The following is a 15357-nucleotide window of genomic DNA, read 5'->3' on the forward strand; positions in this document are numbered from 1 at the left end:
ATGAACCACGCACAGATCATGGCGGCGCTTCGCGGCAACGTCACGGTGTCATGCCAGGCCTACCCCGGTGAGCCGATGCGCGACCCTCGCACCATGACGCAAATGGCTGAGGCGGTTGTGCTCGGCGGCGCAGCTGCCGTTCGTGCGCAGGGACTCGACGACATTCGTTCCATCGTTGCCGCAGTCGAGGTTCCGGTTATCGGACTCGTCAAAGATGGTGCCGACGGCGTCTTCATCACGCCCACCCTCGAGCACGCGCTCGCGGTGGCCGAAGCCGGCGCGCACGTTGTCGCACTCGATGGCACGCGCCGCCCACGCCCGGATGGCCGCACGCTCGCCGAGACCATTCAGGGCCTCAAGGCGCAGTACGACGTGCTCGTGATGGCCGATTGTGGCTCGCTCGACGACGCGAAGGCGGCTGAGGCTGCTGGTGCAGACTTCATCGGAACCACGCTGGCGGGTTACACGCGGGAGCGCGAGAAGACCGAGGGTGTCGACTTCGAGCTCGTCGCCGAGGTTGTTGCTGCGTGCGAGCGTCCCGTCGTTGTTGAGGGGCGTATTCGCACGCCGCACGACGTCACGCGGGCGTTCGAACTGGGCGCGTTCAACGTGTGCGTCGGCACGGCCATCACGCACCCGACGTCGATCACCGGGTGGTTCGTTAACCGAGGTGCTTGAGCGCTTCGCGCTTCGAAAGCCCACTGAGTTCGGGGTGCGCGACAACAAACGCCTGCACCCAGTCGGCGTCGGTCTTCGCATATTCGCGCAAGGCCCACCCAATCGCTTTGCGAATGAAGAACTCGGTGTCTTCGCTATTGGATTCGATCGCGATCGTGAGCAGTTCGGTGTCCGTACCTGCGCGCCGCTTGAGTTGGCTGATGATGCTGGCGCGGCGAATCCACATATCGTCGTCGGCGCTCCACAGCAGCATGAGCTGCGTAACTTCGACGGGGTGCGCGATGAGCACTTCGCCGAGACGGGCCGAAACCTCGTCAACGAAGTCCCACCACGCGCCGGTGCGGATCATCTCTTCGTAAAGGTCGAGCATGTCGAGGCGCGCTCGCAGCGGTCGCAGCGCCAGCAGCGTCAGCGCCGCATACCGTTCTTCGCGGTGCGTTGCGTCTCGCCACAGCGTTTCGGCTGCATCGCGCAACTCGTCGGCATCGTGCTCGCCCTTCGCCAGCTGTTTCGTGAGGGCGCGAACTTCGGGAACCTTCACACCGAAAAACGGCATCGCCGACTTCATGTACGCCTGCTGCCCTGGCGCGAGTGCCGGGTTTGCGCTCTGCCGAAGTGACAGGCGAATGGCATCGACAAGTTCGGCGGCGGTCACGGGCCGAGTCTAGCTGTGCCACGGCGGGCGGGGCTATTAACGGTTATCCCGGTCACAGGGGAGAATGGAGCCGTGTGTGCCATGCGCTTGATTCCGATTGAGAACGATGTTCAGCCCTACGCCTGGGGAATACCCGGCGGCGTTTCGCGAGCACTCGGCTGGCCCGACACCGCGGATGTTCAAGCGGAGCTGTGGCTCGGCGCCCACCCATCGCTACCGTCCCGCACTCCCGACGCTGAGTTCGCAACTCTCGAGGAGTGGGAGAAGCAGAGCGGAACCACGCTCCCGTACCTCCTGAAGGTGCTGACGGCATCGAAGCCGTTGTCGTTGCAGGCACACCCCAACCCCGCTCAGGCGGCCGAGGGCTACGCCCGCGAAGAGGCGGCCGGCATCGAGCGCTCGGCCTTTAACCGCAACTACAAAGATCCCTACGCAAAGCCCGAGCTCATCGTCGCGCTCACCGACGGCTTCCAAGCGCTGTGCGGGTTCCGCCCGATTACGCAGACGACCGACGTGCTGTCGCGCCTCGCTGGGGTTGCCGTGGTTCCGAAACCAATCCTCGCGTTCCTCGATCGACTCACGGCTGAGGGGCTGCGTGAGACGGTAGCGTTCACGCTGTCGCGTACCCCCGAGGTGCAGGCTCTTGTCGAGGCGCTGATTGCCGCCCACGAGGCCGATGCGACGATCGCCCCGGTGATCGGATACGCGCACGAGGCCTTCCCAAACGACGATGGCATCGCATTCGCCCTTCTGCTCAACCACATCACGCTGCAGCGCGGCGAAAGCCTGTGGTTGCCGGCGGGCAACGTGCACGCCTACCTGCAGGGCAGTGGCATGGAGCTCATGGGCCCGAGCGACAACGTGTTGCGTGGCGGACTCACCCCCAAGCACGTCGACGAAGCCGAACTCATGAAGACCCTCGTCTTTGAAGAGTCCGAGGATCCGAGACTCGAGCCGGTCGTGGTCGCTGACAACGTGGTTTCGTATCGCCCCGCGACCGTGCCGAGCGGCGACGGCGTGCCGTTCGAAATGTGGGAGGTCACCGGCGACGCCGATGTTTCTCTGCCGTCTGCCGCGATCTTCGTCGTCACCGACGGCGAATTCTCGGTGACGCTCGATGGTTCCGCTCAGCTCCTGGCCCGCGGCACCACCCACTTCCTCCCCTCGGCCACCGATCTCGCCATCACCGGTTCCGGCCGTCTCTGGATCGCCACCGCTCAGTGACTCAGTTGCCTAGCACCTGCCCAGCACACCCCCGATAAACTAGGCGCAGAAAGCGGGAGCCCGGACGACCGGGTCGCCCTTCATCGCCAGCGGACGGCCGCACGGAAGATTCATCATGTCTGTGCTGCGCCACACCCTCACGCCCGCCGCGATCTCGAGTCTTCTGCTCGGCTGGCTCGGCGTTATTGCTCTCGCGGCCTTCGCCGACACGATCGAGGCCGCATCTCCGCTCGTGACGTGGCTCGCGCTCGCGGCAGTCGTCGCCGTCATCCTCGTCGCCGCGTTCGGCGTTGTCGCGCAGGCTGAAGCGCTCGCGCATCGCCTCGGCGACCCGTATGGCTCGCTCATCCTGACGATCTCGATCGTGCTCGTCGAAGTGATCCTGATCGCCTCCGTGCTCCTCGGCCCGGGTGAACACGCCACGATCGCTCGTGACTCGGTGATGGCGGTCACCATGATCATTCTGGGCCTCGTCGTTGGCCTCTCGCTGCTGATCGCACCAAACCGCAGCGCGTTCGTCAATCGCCGCGGCACCACGAGCTACATCGTCATGATCATTGCCCTCGCAGCCGTCGCTTTCGTGGTTCCGTTCTTCCTCCCCGAAGGTACCTACACCGGCCCGCTCGCCTTCATCGTCGCGGGCGTTGCGATCATCGGCTACGGCCTGTTTCTTGCCCGTCAAATGGGCCCGCGCGCGGCCGACTACCGCGAATATGACGAGGCGGCCGAAGAGCACCGCGACGTTCGCGAAGTACTGCGGAACCACGGGGCTGAGGTGGTGGCGCGCACGCTGCTGCTGATCGCGACGGCCGTGCCGATCATCATCATGAGCCACGACATGTCGACGCTCATGGATACCGCTTTCACCGAGGCTGGCGCCCCGCTCGCCCTGTCGGGCGTCGTCATCGCCTTCATCGTGTTCACGCCCGAAACCATCACGACGCTGCGGGCGGCCCGCGCGGGCGAACTCCAACGCGTCGTGAACCTCTGCCTGGGTGCTCTCGTCTCAACCGTGGGCCTCACGATTCCGGTCGTGCTCGTGATTGGCGAAATCACCGGTTCCACGATCACGCTCGCCCCCGATGCGACGCAGCTGCTCCTCATGATCGCCATGGTGCTCGCGACGATTCTCGCGTTCTGGGGTGGCAAAACCACCCGCGCTCGTGGCGTGGTTCCGGTGCTCCTCTTCGCGGCTTATTTCACCCTCATCGCCATCTAAGGAACATCCCTTCCGCGAGACACACTCTGGTCGGTGAAACGCACGCGGGGTGCATGTGTCTCGCCGACCAAACTGTGTTTCGCGGGGCTAGTTCGCGCGAAGCGCCTCGACGGGTTCGATCTTTGCGGCGCGACGGGCCGGATACCAGCCAGACGCCCAGCCGACGACGGCACCGAGCAGCGCGCCGACAATCGCGACGATCGGGTCGACCACCGGGGTCCAGCCCTGCGTCACCGCGACAATCACGACCCCGATCACACCGAGCGCGGCGCCGATGAGGCCGCCCAGCAGACCGATCACGATCGACTCCACCAAGAACTGGCCCGCGATCTGCCTGCGCGTCGCACCGAGGGCGCGACGCAAGCCAATCTCGCCGGTGCGTTCGAGCACGCTCAGCAGCGTGACGTTCGCGATACCGAGACCACCCGCGAGTAGCGAGATCGCACCGAGAATCAAGAACACGATGTTGATATCGGCCTGCACGTTGCTGCTGAGGTCACTGGCACCCTGCGGTGCCTTCACTTCAAACGAGTCCGGTTTCTCCGGTGCCAGTGCGATCGGCGCCTGTTCGGCCACCACGGGCCCGGCGCCGTAGTCGATCTTGATCTGCAGTTGCGTCGGCGCGGGCAGACGGAAGTCTTCGCGTGCGGCACCCATCGGAATCCACACAGTATCGAGCAGTGATGCCCGAGAGTCGAGGGAATCGACGATGCCAATCACGCTGTACGCGATGCCATCGATAAAGATCGACGGCTGCGTTTCAACGCGGGAGACCCCGAGACGTTTGGCGGCATTCTTGCCCAGCACGGCGACGCGATCACCGCGGGCGTCGTGGCCGTCGTCAAACATGCGACCGGTCTGCAGCTTGCCGCCGAGCACCGTGATGAGGTCGCTCGACGCCGCGGTGAGCCCCGGTGGGGTCTTCGCCGCAACGGACGGGTCGTTGATCGGCACCGCCGTGATTTCGGTGATGCCTTCAACATCGGCCGTCAGTGCCGCTCCCGTGACACCCACGAGCGTTTCGACGCGCGACGGCGAATCCCAAGGCAACGTACCCGTCGCGACCTTTGAGTCGCCGCGATTGGCTTCACCGGGCGACACAATGACCTGCGTCGCCGCGGCCGCATTGAACTGCGTTGCGATCTGGTTTGCCGCCGTTTGCGCAAACGCGAGCGTCGCGACGAGCGACCCAATGCCCAGCACCGTACCCAGCGTCGTCATGAACAGACGGGCCGGGCGCGAACCAATGTCGGTCGTTGCTTCAACGACGAGGTCTTGGAAGTTAAAGCGATCCGCTCGCTTCATCGGCTCGAGAAGCTGCTTCGTCGTCTCCAACTCAGCCACTGGTTCCGCGCCGTCGCCCTTCTTGCCGCGCTTCTTGCCCTTAAACGGCCACATCAGTCCAGCTCCGTGAGTCGGCCATCGCGAATCTCAATGCGGCGGCGGGCACGGTCAGCGACGTGCTGGTCGTGCGTGATGATGACGAGCGTGAGGCCCTCGGCGTTGAGCTCTTCGAACAGCTCCATGACTTCACCGGAGGTGCGCTGGTCGAGGTTTCCGGTCGGCTCATCGGCCAGCAACAGCTTCGGCCGCGACACCACGGCTCGAGCGACAGCAACGCGCTGGCGCTCACCACCGGAGAGGGAACCGGGCAGAAAGTCGACGCGGTGACTGAGGCCGACGCGGTTCAGTGCTTCGCGCGCCCGTTCGTCGCGCTCGCGACGAGGAACGCCGCTGTAGAGCATCGGCATCAGCACGTTATCGAGCACCGTACGCCTCGGCATCAGGTGAAATGACTGAAACACGAAGCCGATGAAGCGCGCGCGTGCGGCGGCACGGTCATCGTCCGACAGGTTGCTCGTGAGAGCACCCGAGAGTTTGTACTCACCGACCGTCGGCCGGTCAAGCAAGCCCAAGATGTTCAGCATCGTGGACTTACCGGAACCACTCGGGCCCACGATGCCGACATAGTCGCCCGGCTCAATCGTGAGGTTGATTCCCTTCAGTGCCTGAACTTCAGGCGGCCCGGGAAACGACCGGGTGACGTCGCGAATCTCGACGACGGGATCGGTCATGAACCCACCACAACGAGGTCGCCCTTTTCGAGCTCACCCTTGATCGGCTTCACCTCGACGTAGCCGCCAGCAGCCAGCCCCGTCTCAACGGTCACGAGACGCGTTTCCGCCTTCTCACCGTCGCGCGGGTCACCGACCACAACCTCAACGCGGCTTTCGCCACCGGGGCCAGCCGTGAGAGCCGACGGCGGCACCGAAAGCACATCGCCTTCGGTCGCGCCAACCGGAATCTGCACGCGCACGTTCGATCCCTGTACCTGCTGAATCTGCTCGGCGGTGAATGGCGCGGGCTCGAGCGTGACCGACCAGCGGTCCGTTGCGTTCTTGCCCGGCTCAATCTTCGTGATCGTCGCGGTGTGCTCGGTGTCATCCGGCATCGCAAACGTGGCTACGGTTCCGACGGCCAACAGCTTGCCATCAGCGGCAGCGACAGAACCGGCAAGCTCAAGCGTCGCGCCGGAGACCGACATGGCGACGCCCTCGGGGGCGGAACCACGAGCAATGTTCACCTCGTTGACGAGACGGGGGAGCTGGGTCAAGTAGAGAACTTCACTCGATGGCAAGTACGGCTGGATGGCCTCACGAGCATCGGCGAGTGACTCTTGCGCCGACGTCAGGCCAGCACGCGCCGACTCGAGGGCCGACCACTCGCCTGACGTGTCGGGGTCAGCGAAGAGCTGGTCGCGTTCCAACTGCGCGAGAGCAAGGTCATCGCGCAGGCCCTGCAGGTCGCCCTCGAAGTCGGGGTCGTTTTCCGCGGCGGTGACGGCGCGTTGGGCAGCCGAAACGCGGTTGTCGGCCTGCTTCAGCGCAACCGGGTCAACGCTGCCATTCGCCGCGTTGTCGTACGCGGCCTGCGCCTGGTTAACGTTGGTCTGCGCGTCAGTCACCGACTGCTGTGCGGCACGGAAGGCTTCGTCCGCACCCTCCGGGCTCGGCGGCAGCGGGTAGCCGACCTGCGCGTACAGGGTGGCGATGCCATCGGCGAGCGCCTGGTCGAACACGTTGTTCGCGACGTCGCCCGCAGCAATGCCAACAGACGCGAGTGCCTGCTTGAGCTGGAGCACATCGGGGCCGGAAACGCCCATGCGCAGCGTGCGGTATGACGGCAGGTCGCCAGGCAGGACGAACACCGGGCGGCCCGAAATCTCGGCCACGATTGAGAGCGCCTTGAGTTCGGTGCCGACGGCCGGTACCTGGCCGGTGACGATGGCGCCACCGCTGAACGATGACGTGTCCAGCTTCACCTCAACGGAGTCAGCAAAGCTGATGTCAGAGCGAATTGTGACGTCGTTGGAGAGCTTGCCGTACTCCACCGGAACCGTGATGAGTCCGGGGTCTGGTGCTTTCGCGTTGTTCGCCGCATCAGCGGGTGATGTGATGAAGTGGCCGATCAACAGGCCGCCGATGAGGGCGACGATCGCCACGACGGCGCTGATCCACAGGCCCTTGTTGCCGCGGAAGACGCGGCTCCAGCCGGTGCCCTTTTTGCTCCCGCCCGCACCGTCGGCGTCAACGAGTTCATCGAACTCGAGAACCTCCTGGCCGGGTGAATCGTCTTCCAGTTCGGCGATAACCGTCGTGTCGTCGTCGGACGGGTTGCCGGAGACGGGTTCAGAACTGTCTGATCGGCCCTTCAAAGTCATCCCTTAGCAGCCTGTTCCTGAGCAGCCTTGAACTCGTCGAGTTCTTTCTTGTTCTCCTTGATGAACTGCTCTTCGAGCTTGAACTGGATCGTCAGACGCGTGTCGTTGTAGTTCGTCTTGTTGCGGCACTCGAGGTCTGCGAGCGCGGTCTTGATTTCACGCTTGCCGATTTCTTGAGCTTCTTCGCTCTGCATCGGGTCTTTGCCGTCCGCCCAGTCTTCTTCGGTCATGTTTTCGTAGATCTTGTTGACCTCTTCGTAGAAGCCCTCGGCGGCTTCGGGCTGCTTCTGGAAGTCAAAGCCAGCGTCTGCCATGCAGCTCGACCACTTGGCTTCCAGCTCGATGAGCTCGGGCGACTCTTCGGCCTTGGTATACAGATCGCTCATGCGCGTGGCGAGGTCTTCGAACTGCGTGTATACGTTGTCCGCACCGCCATTGACCTCGTTGTCTGCCCATCCCTGGCAGCCGTACTGGGTCCAGTCGTACTCGTAGACCTCTTCTCCGTCTTCCGTAACGGTTCCGGCTTCGGTCATTTCCGTCTGATCGCCGTACAGGGCGATCCAGTACGCCTCCTGCTCAGAAGCCGAGAGGGAGTCGAGGTACTCCTGGTTGGGGTCAACCCACTCGGATTCCTCTGGCTGCGGCTCGTTCGCCATCTGCTCGTTGTACGGGTTGTTGATGATGCCGTAGCCGTACTTCTCGACCCATTCCTTCTTCTCTGGCTCCCACTCAATGTCTTCGCCAAATGAAATGGTGGTGCCCGACATGTCGGCGGGCTTGTACTCGAAGCCCTCGTCGACCATGCACTGTGCGATCAGCTCTTCGCGCTCGGTGTTCTGTGCGTCCCACTGCGCCTGCTGCTCTTCTTCGGTCAGGTTGGGGTCGTAGCCCGCGTTCCAATACTCGGCGAGCGGGGAGTCTTCCCAGTCCAGCGCGGCTCCGCCTTCGCCGCCACCCGAGCAGGCGGCAAGCGGAAAGATGAGGCCAGCCGTTGCGGCGGCGGCAAGCAGAAGTCGTGTGGTGCGCATCATTGTGTCCTTGGCTCCGGAGTTGGCGTGCGGCGAGGTCGCACGAGTCCATCTAACAGCAGGGTGTCAGCGGAAATGAAAAAGTCTCAGCAATGTGGGGGATATCTCGGGGATACCCCTGACTGTTCGCGCCACACCGCAGAAAAACAGCCAGTAACGGACTGACGCGGTGCCCAGCCCGAAGGCCGGGACACCGCGTCGGTTGATCCCCCACAATCAAATCTAGGGAGAACACCACCCGGTGTCTGTCCCCCTTTCGGAGGACATTTCGCGGAGTTGTGCGTCAATGTCACTCATTGGGCCACAGGCGAGCGTTCAGAGAGGCGCGGGTAGACTGGAACCACCGCGAAATCGTGAGGACGACATGCCTGCCGCCAAAACCCCGACGTTCACTGTGCGTCACCTTCAGCTCGCGCGCGCTCTTTTTGCCGCGATGGCCGCTGTCATGATTACGTTCACGAGCGACCACTCGGCCGCCATTGGCCTCGCCGCGTTTAGTGGTTTTGCTGTCGCATCGGGCCTTGTCTGGGGCCTGTCAGCCTGGCTCATCTACCCTGCCGGTCGCCGCGCGGTTCCGGTTCTGCTGGCGCTTGTTAACGGCGCCGCTGGCATCATTGCCTCTTCGCCGATGAATCGCACCACCACGATGTTCTTTGTCATCGTCATCACGTGGGCGGCCATCACCACCATCGTTGAGGGCTGGTGGGCGCTGTACGAGCGCCGCGGCGCACACGCTGCCGAAGCGAAAGATTCGCTCGGTGTGGCGATCATCACCGCCGTGCTGTTGCTCGCCATCGCCCTCATTCAGCCGACGTTCGCGCTGGAGTACTTCAACGAGACCATCAATGAGGGTGGCACTCTGACCGGCATCACGATTGCCGTTGGTGTTTTCGGTGGCTATGCGGCCATCATTGCTGTGTATCTCGGCATTGCCGGGTTCTCACCTAAGAACGACGTAGTCGCGCCCGATACGGCAACTACGCAGGAGGTTTCGTCATGACCGATAAGAAGACTGCGCGCCGCGAGCTGATGCGTCCGGTGCAGCTGCTGACCATCGCCTTTGGTGCCGCCCTTTTTGCTGGCTTTATCACCGCGATGTCTTCCGGCATGTTCCAGGGCGAGAACGTGTGGACCCTCACCCTGGTGATGACTGGTTCCACGTTCATCGTCGTACTTCTCGTGCTGTCAATGCTGCTGCTGGCGGTCAACCCCGACGACGTGAAGAAGCAGATCGACCGCCCCGTCTTGCTTCCTGACGAAGACGACAAGTAAGCCTCATACAGAACGGGCCGTGTGCTGATGCACACGGCCCGTTCTGTATGTTGCAAAGCTGGAGTACACCCCGGCGTAACCCATCGTCAGTGACATGCGGCCCAGCGTGCACTCGGTGTCCATGATCGGGCGCACGATGTCTTCGGCAACGCGAGCGCCGCGGCGGCGGCGGCCGTGATATCGCTCTTCACGCCGAGGCCGGGAAGCATGAGGAAGGCAATCTTCGCGTGCTTGGCCGTCTCAGCAGCGGACGTTAGTGTGCTCAATTCCACTCCACATCGTTGGGGTCCTGTTGCCAGTTTGCTGGAGACCCAACCAAGCGACCGCTTTGTGTCTCAGTGAATGGAATGGCAAAGCCCTCAGGCTCGTAATTGAGAGCCCGAGGGCTTTTGGCGGCAGAGCGCGTTACGGCTTCGTCACCGTGGGGTCGAGGTGTGCCGTCTCGACCGTCGGTTTCTCCTTGGCCTGAGCGCGGGCCCAGACGAAGAAGCCGATCGCGGTGAAGACGCCGTAGAACAGGTACATGAACGCGGTCGCGTAGTACCCGGCGCTGAACAGCAGCGGCACTCCGACGATGTCGACGGCGACCCACACGAGCCAGAACTCCGTCCAGCCCTTCGCCATTGCGAAGGTGGCGAGTAGCGAGCCGACAAAGGTCCAGGCGTCAGCCCATACCGGCTCGTGCGAACCGAGTGCGCTGAACAACGGGGTCAGAGCCACGGTTCCGATCACCATGAAGGCGATCATGCCGATGCGCACCGGCCAACCCGCCCAGCGCGGCACGATCGCGGTGTCACCCGAACCGCCGTCACCTTCGCGCTTCGACTGGCGCCAGCGCACCCAGCCGTAGATCGAAACGGTGATGAACATGATCTGTCGGCCGGCTTGGCCAAGCAGGTTGGGTGTCGATGCGGCCGGGTCGATGATCGTCGCGATAAACACCGTGAACAGGAGGACGTTGCCGATGATGCCGACCGGCCACGCCCACATCTTGCGGCGCATCGCGCCGAGGGCGGAGAGGAGGCCGAAGATGTTGCCGACGACCTCTCGAGTGTTGAGCGATTGCCCACCGGGCAACGCAATCTGTGAGTTGAATAGGTCAATGAACCATTGCAGGACAGTCACTGTCTTTCCCTTTCGGATAGCCAGGCGTCCGGGGGAAATACGAGTGCTGTCGCGGTTCTAGAAAGGACCGTACGGCAAACGCATTCGTGCTTCTCTCATCCAGACTTTAACTGTCGGTCTCGGAATTTCACCGAGTCAACCTCAGCCTCGAAAGGCCTCGGGTCGCGGACTATCACCGCCGGTTCGGAATTACACCGACCCCGGAGCACGTTTGTTTGTACGCGACTATTGTCGCACCAAATTCTGCACCCTCAGCCCGCGATGCCATTCTTCGGAACATTCCGTCTGCGGCCGCAGCGGTGGTTCCGTCGCCGCTTGATGGTTCCGGAACCACGGTGAAACGAAACGTCCCCCGCTGGCGGAACCAGCGGGGGACGTCGTGAAAGAGGTTTAGATCTCTGAGACGAGCTTCTGCGCGAGACCCGTGTAGGTCGCGGGGGTCAGCTCGATGAGGCGTGCCTTGGCCTCGTCGCCGATCTCGAGGCCCTGTACGAATGCGCGGAGTTCGGTGCCGCCGACCTTGTGGCCGCGGGTGAGCTCCTTGAGTAGTGCATACGGGTCGCTGATCGTCGAACGGCCGGCGACGACCTCGGCGCGAACCACCGTCTGGATGGCTTCGCCGAGCACCTCCCAGTTGACGTCGAGGTCAGCCAGCAGCACGTCGCGAGCCAGCAGAATCTCACCCAGGCCGCGGCGCAGGTTGTCGATCGCGAGCAGCGAGTGACCGTAGGCGACGCCGATGTTGCGCTGCGTCGACGAGTCGGTCAGGTCGCGCTGCAGGCGGCTCGTGACGAGCGTCTGCGACAGCGAGTTCAGCAGGGCACCCGAGATTTCGAGGTTCGCCTCAGCGTTCTCGAAACGGATCGGGTTGATCTTGTGCGGCATCGTTGACGAACCGGTCGCACCAGCAACGGGGATCTGCGCGAAGTAGCCGAGCGAGATGTAGGTCCAGATGTCGGTCGCGAGGTTGTGCAGGATGCCGCCGACGTGACGAATCTGGTCGTACAGCTCAACCTGCCAGTCGTGCGACTCGATCTGCGTGGTCAGGGTGTTGAAGTCCAGACCCAGCGACTCGACGAATTCGCGGGCGACGGTCGGCCAGTCAAGCTCCGGGTCGGCTGCGAGGTGCGCCGACCAGGTGCCGGTCGCGCCGGAGAACTTGCCGAGGAACTCGTTCTTCTCGATCTTGTTCGCGACGCGCTCGAGGCGCCACACGAAGACGGCGAGCTCCTTACCCATGGTCGTCGGCGTTGCCGGCTGACCGTGGGTGCGCGACAGCATCGGGGCGTCGGCCTGCTCGCGGGCGAGGTCGGAAAGCTTCGCCATGACCTGACGCAGTGCCGGCAGCCACACGTCGAGCGTTGCACGCTTGACGGTGAGGGCGTACGACAGCGAGTTGATGTCTTCACTCGTGCACGCGAAGTGTGTGAGCTCGGCGATTGCGTCGAGTCCGAGCTGTGCGAGGCGGTCGCGTACGAGGTACTCGACAGCCTTTACGTCGTGACGGGTGACGGCTTCTTTCGCGCCGAGCCAGTCGATCTCGGCCTGGCCGAATTCGAGGTAAAGGGCGCGCAACTGCGCCTTGTGGTCGTCGCTCAGCGGCGACGTACCGAACACGGAGCGGTCGGTGAGGGCGATGAGCCACTCAACTTCGACCTCAACGCGTGCACGGTTGAGACCTGCCTCAGAGAGGAAGTCAGACAGGGGTGCGACGGCTGCGCGGTAGCGTCCGTCGAGTGGGCTAAGCGGCTGTGCCGGCAGGGAAGTCAGGGCAATTCTCCCGTTCAAGACCTAGGGTCGGATGGCTGGTTCAAGCTGTTGAAACAACGCTTTCACCGCACGTTCAATCATACCCAGCACGTCGTTAAACATTTCTTGCCCGGCGTAGTACGGGTCTGGCACGTCGGTGGCGCCGTCGGCGCGAGGGTCGAATCCGAGCAGGAGTGCGACTTTATCTTTGTCGCTTTCGTCGGTTGCCCAGTTGCGGAGCACGCGTTCATGGGTGCGATCCATCGCGACGATGAGGTCGCTGTCTTGCAGTTGCGCGGTGGTGAATTGGCGGGCACGGTGGGCGGCGCCGTCGAATCCGCGGGCTTCGAGCGCTACGAGGGTGCGCTTATCTGCACGTTCTCCGACGTGCCAATCACCGGTTCCGGCGCTCGTCGACACAATGCGATGCGCCAGGCCCGCCCGCTGCGCGTAATGTCGAAAAACGACCTCGGCCATGGGGGAGCGGCAAATATTGCCGGTACACACGAAGACAACGCGAAAGCGAGTGTCGTGCGGGGCCATTCCCCCATTCTGTCGGTGCCGCGCCGGGATGCAAGTCCCAATTTCGGTTGTGCGTTGCGGGGCGGAACCACGGGGCTGGGTGTCGGGGTTTGCGCGGCGGGGTTTGAGGTTCCTCCCCGATTGCGTTTGTTGACGGGTTTTCCCCAGTCGAGTGCATTTTTCTGTTGGCGTGGCGGTGGGCGCGCACGATGGCGGCATGACTTTCAATCTTGATCTTTACAACGCCAACAGTGGCTATGTCGCGGCCGCTGCCGATCACCTTGATGTTGCGGCCGGTGAGGTGGGGCTCGCGGCCCAGGGCCTCAACACGCTTTTCGATGACACCCGGTGGGATGCGCCGTCGTTTGTGGCGGCGGCCGCGCTGATTGCCGAGTTTCGTTCGCAGGTGGTGCGTCTGAACGCGCTGGTCGGCGACATTCGCGCGTCGCTGTGGGTGGAGTTTGACCGGGCCGCGATGGCGTGGGGTGTGTCATGAGTATTTCGATTTCGGAGGGCGGGTACACGGCGGTCTCGTCGGATTCATTGCGCGATGCCGCGAACCGTGCGTTGGCGGTCGCGAGCCTGTTGCGCGAGTCGGTCACGTCGGCGACGCGTGCCGGCGACAATTTGGACTGCATGTCTGTGCGTCTAGGTGTGGCCGAAGGGGTGGCGCAGGTTGGCGCGACATCGGCCACACTCGCTCAGTTGATTGAGGTGTTCGCCGCGCAGTTGGTGCGTGCCGCTGATGTTTATGAGGCGGCTGAGCTGCTCATCACGACCGACCTGCATGGCACGTCGCCCACTGTCGAGCAGCGGCTCGCGGAGCTGGAGGCCGCGCATCCGGGCGTGGTCGACGCGGCGCGGATATTTGCATTGGCGGCCGGAGCGCATGGTTTTGCTTCGATGAGTGCGATTCCTCGCTCGGGGATCGATGTCACGATCGTTGATCGTCGGGTTTCGCACACCTCGAATGTCGCCGGTGTCGCGCCGAAGGGCGCCGCTGATCTCGTGAAGACCATTCCGACGGGGCCCGCGCAGATTCGTGTGGATCGCTACAACATGCCGGATGGTTCGCAGCGGTTTGTGGTTTCGGTTTCTGGCACGCGCGCCGTTTCGTCACCGTCTGAGCCGTTCGATATGAATTCGAATGTCGCGCTCTACACCGGAAAAGATGCGGCGTCGGCCGAGGCGGTGCGTGCTGCGCTCGACGATGCGGGTGTTGAGCCGGGTGACTGGTTGCTGATGAATACGCACTCTCAGGCGTCGATGATTGCCGACGGACTCGCGCCCGACCCGACCGTTGATCCCGACATGGTGGTGACGTGGGGTAACCCCGGCGAGCAGCCGATGCCGGCTGATGTCGTGAATATCGACATCAAGCACACGAACGATCCGGTGGGATGGTTGGGTGGCGCCGAGTATCCAATCCCGACCGGCGATGAGGCGAGTTTCGAGGTGAGCCGCGACACGAATGCCGGTCGTGTGGGTAGTGCGGTTTCGGATGCCGCCGGTGCCCACTTCTTGGACGCCTATGTGGAGACCGGAACCATGATGGATGCGTCTGATGATCCACGCATGGATGCGCTGCGCGATCCGCTGGCGAAACTCGCCGAGGCGGAGAGTGTGACGACGACCGAGTACTTGATTGTTGAGTCGCCGCCGTCGATGTCGTTGAACCCGGACGTTCGGCACAACCCGATGCCGGGCGGAATCCTCGGCGACGGCGTCGCGCACGTGGGGTCTGGTGAGTCGCGGGTGGGTTCGGGCTTTCCGTCGTTTGAGTTTGCTGACCCGCAGTTTGAGTTTGCTGATCCTTCGCGACCTGACTGGATCGGTATCGCGCCTCCTCCCGCGCCTGGTCAACCGATCTTTGAGTTCGGTGAGGTGCCGTCGCCGGTTTCTCCGGAGTCTCCTGTGTCTCCTGTGTCTCCCGCGCCGCTCATCGGTGCCGATGCTCCGCCGTCAAAGGAAGACAACCACGTCGGCCCCTGGCGCGTATAGGCGGGCAGAGTTCTGCGCCCTTCGAACAAATCGTTTTCTCCGCCCGAAGCTTCTATGTTTGTCAACCGTTTTCGAGGAGGCGGTAGATGTGTCGGGCGAGGAGTCGTTTGAGGCTGCGTCGGATGTTGCGGTCGGTGTCTCCGTCTGCTCGGCGGCGGGCGGC

At 63.4% G+C, this 15357-nt stretch carries 16 protein-coding genes and 1 riboswitch; of the genes, 7 read left to right on the forward strand and 9 right to left on the reverse strand.

Features of this window, described 5'->3' with window-relative positions:
• Nucleotides 1-678, forward strand: a complete 678-nt coding sequence (locus ACQUSY_RS10130) for an N-acetylmannosamine-6-phosphate 2-epimerase (protein WP_428904360.1) — start codon at nt 1-3, stop codon at nt 676-678.
• On the opposite strand, the gene ACQUSY_RS10135 is transcribed toward ACQUSY_RS10130, so the two are convergent.
• A complete protein-coding gene (locus tag ACQUSY_RS10135) occupies nt 662-1333 on the reverse strand; it encodes a DNA alkylation repair protein (RefSeq protein WP_428904361.1) in 672 nt (223 codons plus the stop codon). The two genes, ACQUSY_RS10130 and ACQUSY_RS10135, sit on opposite strands and share 17 nt — an antisense overlap.
• A gap of 81 nt (nt 1334-1414) precedes the next feature.
• Here ACQUSY_RS10135 and manA point away from each other — a divergent pair, with 81 nt between their 5' ends.
• Entirely contained in the window at nt 1415-2557 is a 1143-nt protein-coding gene (gene manA / locus ACQUSY_RS10140) for a mannose-6-phosphate isomerase, class I (RefSeq protein ID WP_428904362.1), read from the forward strand.
• 115 nt (nt 2558-2672) lie between these two features.
• Nucleotides 2673-3776, forward strand: a complete 1104-nt coding sequence (locus tag ACQUSY_RS10145) for a calcium:cation antiporter (RefSeq protein ID WP_428904363.1) — start codon at nt 2673-2675, stop codon at nt 3774-3776.
• Between the two features lie 87 nt (nt 3777-3863).
• Here the strand turns inward: ACQUSY_RS10145 and ACQUSY_RS10150 are convergent, their stop codons facing one another.
• The 4 genes from ACQUSY_RS10150 to ACQUSY_RS10165 are packed head-to-tail and all read right to left on the reverse strand — an operon-like array spanning nt 3864 to nt 8525.
• Nucleotides 3864-5174, reverse strand: coding sequence for an ABC transporter permease (locus tag ACQUSY_RS10150; protein WP_428904364.1), 1311 nt, complete (start codon nt 5172-5174; stop codon nt 3864-3866).
• Nucleotides 5174-5851, reverse strand: a complete 678-nt coding sequence (locus ACQUSY_RS10155) for an ABC transporter ATP-binding protein (RefSeq protein ID WP_428904365.1) — start codon at nt 5849-5851, stop codon at nt 5174-5176. Before ACQUSY_RS10155 ends, ACQUSY_RS10150 begins: the two co-directional genes overlap by 1 nt.
• Complete coding sequence (locus ACQUSY_RS10160; RefSeq protein ID WP_428904366.1) at nt 5848-7497, reverse strand: efflux RND transporter periplasmic adaptor subunit; 1650 nt, start codon at nt 7495-7497, stop codon at nt 5848-5850. Before ACQUSY_RS10160 ends, ACQUSY_RS10155 begins: the two co-directional genes overlap by 4 nt.
• Nucleotides 7494-8525: a hypothetical protein gene (locus ACQUSY_RS10165; RefSeq protein WP_428904367.1), complete on the reverse strand. Its 1032-nt coding sequence runs from the start codon at nt 8523-8525 to the stop codon at nt 7494-7496. Before ACQUSY_RS10165 ends, ACQUSY_RS10160 begins: the two co-directional genes overlap by 4 nt.
• A gap of 364 nt (nt 8526-8889) precedes the next feature.
• Between ACQUSY_RS10165 and ACQUSY_RS10170 the strand changes: the two genes are divergently transcribed.
• Together ACQUSY_RS10170 and ACQUSY_RS10175 are read left to right on the forward strand one after the other, a co-directional pair.
• Nucleotides 8890-9525, forward strand: coding sequence for an acyl-CoA synthetase (locus ACQUSY_RS10170; RefSeq protein ID WP_428904368.1), 636 nt, complete (start codon nt 8890-8892; stop codon nt 9523-9525).
• Nucleotides 9522-9797, forward strand: coding sequence for an amino acid transporter (locus tag ACQUSY_RS10175; protein WP_428904369.1), 276 nt, complete (start codon nt 9522-9524; stop codon nt 9795-9797). The genes ACQUSY_RS10170 and ACQUSY_RS10175 overlap by 4 nt, the downstream gene beginning before the upstream one ends.
• Before the next feature lie 86 nt (nt 9798-9883).
• Here the strand turns inward: ACQUSY_RS10175 and ACQUSY_RS10180 are convergent, their stop codons facing one another.
• The 4 genes from ACQUSY_RS10180 to ACQUSY_RS10195 form a co-directional block, all read right to left on the reverse strand.
• On the reverse strand, nt 9884-10063 hold the full coding sequence (locus tag ACQUSY_RS10180; protein WP_428904370.1) for a hypothetical protein: 180 nt from the start codon (nt 10061-10063) through the stop codon (nt 9884-9886).
• Nucleotides 10064-10202: 139 nt separating this feature from the next.
• On the reverse strand, nt 10203-10922 hold the full coding sequence (gene pnuC / locus ACQUSY_RS10185; RefSeq protein WP_428904371.1) for a nicotinamide riboside transporter PnuC: 720 nt from the start codon (nt 10920-10922) through the stop codon (nt 10203-10205).
• Nucleotides 10923-11005: 83 nt separating this feature from the next.
• Nucleotides 11006-11134: riboswitch (FMN riboswitch) on the reverse strand.
• 178 nt (nt 11135-11312) lie between these two features.
• Nucleotides 11313-12692 (reverse strand): adenylosuccinate lyase, encoded by a 1380-nt coding sequence (gene purB / locus ACQUSY_RS10190; protein WP_428904376.1) that lies wholly within the window; start codon nt 12690-12692, stop codon nt 11313-11315.
• A gap of 21 nt (nt 12693-12713) precedes the next feature.
• Entirely contained in the window at nt 12714-13214 is a 501-nt protein-coding gene (locus ACQUSY_RS10195; RefSeq protein WP_428904372.1) for a low molecular weight protein-tyrosine-phosphatase, read from the reverse strand.
• Nucleotides 13215-13410: 196 nt separating this feature from the next.
• Between ACQUSY_RS10195 and ACQUSY_RS10200 the strand changes: the two genes are divergently transcribed.
• Nucleotides 13411-13689 (forward strand): hypothetical protein, encoded by a 279-nt coding sequence (locus ACQUSY_RS10200; RefSeq protein WP_428904373.1) that lies wholly within the window; start codon nt 13411-13413, stop codon nt 13687-13689.
• On the forward strand, nt 13686-15194 hold the full coding sequence (locus tag ACQUSY_RS10205) for a hypothetical protein (protein WP_428904374.1): 1509 nt from the start codon (nt 13686-13688) through the stop codon (nt 15192-15194). Before ACQUSY_RS10200 ends, ACQUSY_RS10205 begins: the two co-directional genes overlap by 4 nt.
• Nucleotides 15195-15357 lie beyond the last annotated feature (163 nt).

Source organism: Microbacterium daqui (genome assembly GCF_050408675.1).
Lineage (GTDB): Bacteria > Actinomycetota > Actinomycetes > Actinomycetales > Microbacteriaceae > Microbacterium.

Bases quoted from the DNA above. Each gene is read 5' to 3' on its own strand.
- ACQUSY_RS10205 (WP_428904374.1), top strand. From the start codon at position 13,686: ATGAGTATTTCGATTTCGGAGGGCGGGTACACGGCGGTCTCGTCGGAT.
- ACQUSY_RS10165 (WP_428904367.1), bottom strand. From the start codon at position 8,525: ATGCGCACCACACGACTTCTGCTTGCCGCCGCCGCAACGGCTGGCCTC.
- ACQUSY_RS10155 (WP_428904365.1), bottom strand. From the start codon at position 5,851: ATGACCGATCCCGTCGTCGAGATTCGCGACGTCACCCGGTCGTTTCCC.
- ACQUSY_RS10160 (WP_428904366.1), bottom strand. From the start codon at position 7,497: ATGACTTTGAAGGGCCGATCAGACAGTTCTGAACCCGTCTCCGGCAAC.
- ACQUSY_RS10170 (WP_428904368.1), top strand. From the start codon at position 8,890: ATGCCTGCCGCCAAAACCCCGACGTTCACTGTGCGTCACCTTCAGCTC.
- manA (WP_428904362.1), top strand. From the start codon at position 1,415: ATGCGCTTGATTCCGATTGAGAACGATGTTCAGCCCTACGCCTGGGGA.
- ACQUSY_RS10195 (WP_428904372.1), bottom strand. From the start codon at position 13,214: ATGGCCCCGCACGACACTCGCTTTCGCGTTGTCTTCGTGTGTACCGGC.
- ACQUSY_RS10130 (WP_428904360.1), top strand. From the start codon at position 1: ATGAACCACGCACAGATCATGGCGGCGCTTCGCGGCAACGTCACGGTG.
- ACQUSY_RS10150 (WP_428904364.1), bottom strand. From the start codon at position 5,174: ATGTGGCCGTTTAAGGGCAAGAAGCGCGGCAAGAAGGGCGACGGCGCG.
- ACQUSY_RS10175 (WP_428904369.1), top strand. From the start codon at position 9,522: ATGACCGATAAGAAGACTGCGCGCCGCGAGCTGATGCGTCCGGTGCAG.
- ACQUSY_RS10145 (WP_428904363.1), top strand. From the start codon at position 2,673: ATGTCTGTGCTGCGCCACACCCTCACGCCCGCCGCGATCTCGAGTCTT.
- ACQUSY_RS10200 (WP_428904373.1), top strand. From the start codon at position 13,411: ATGACTTTCAATCTTGATCTTTACAACGCCAACAGTGGCTATGTCGCG.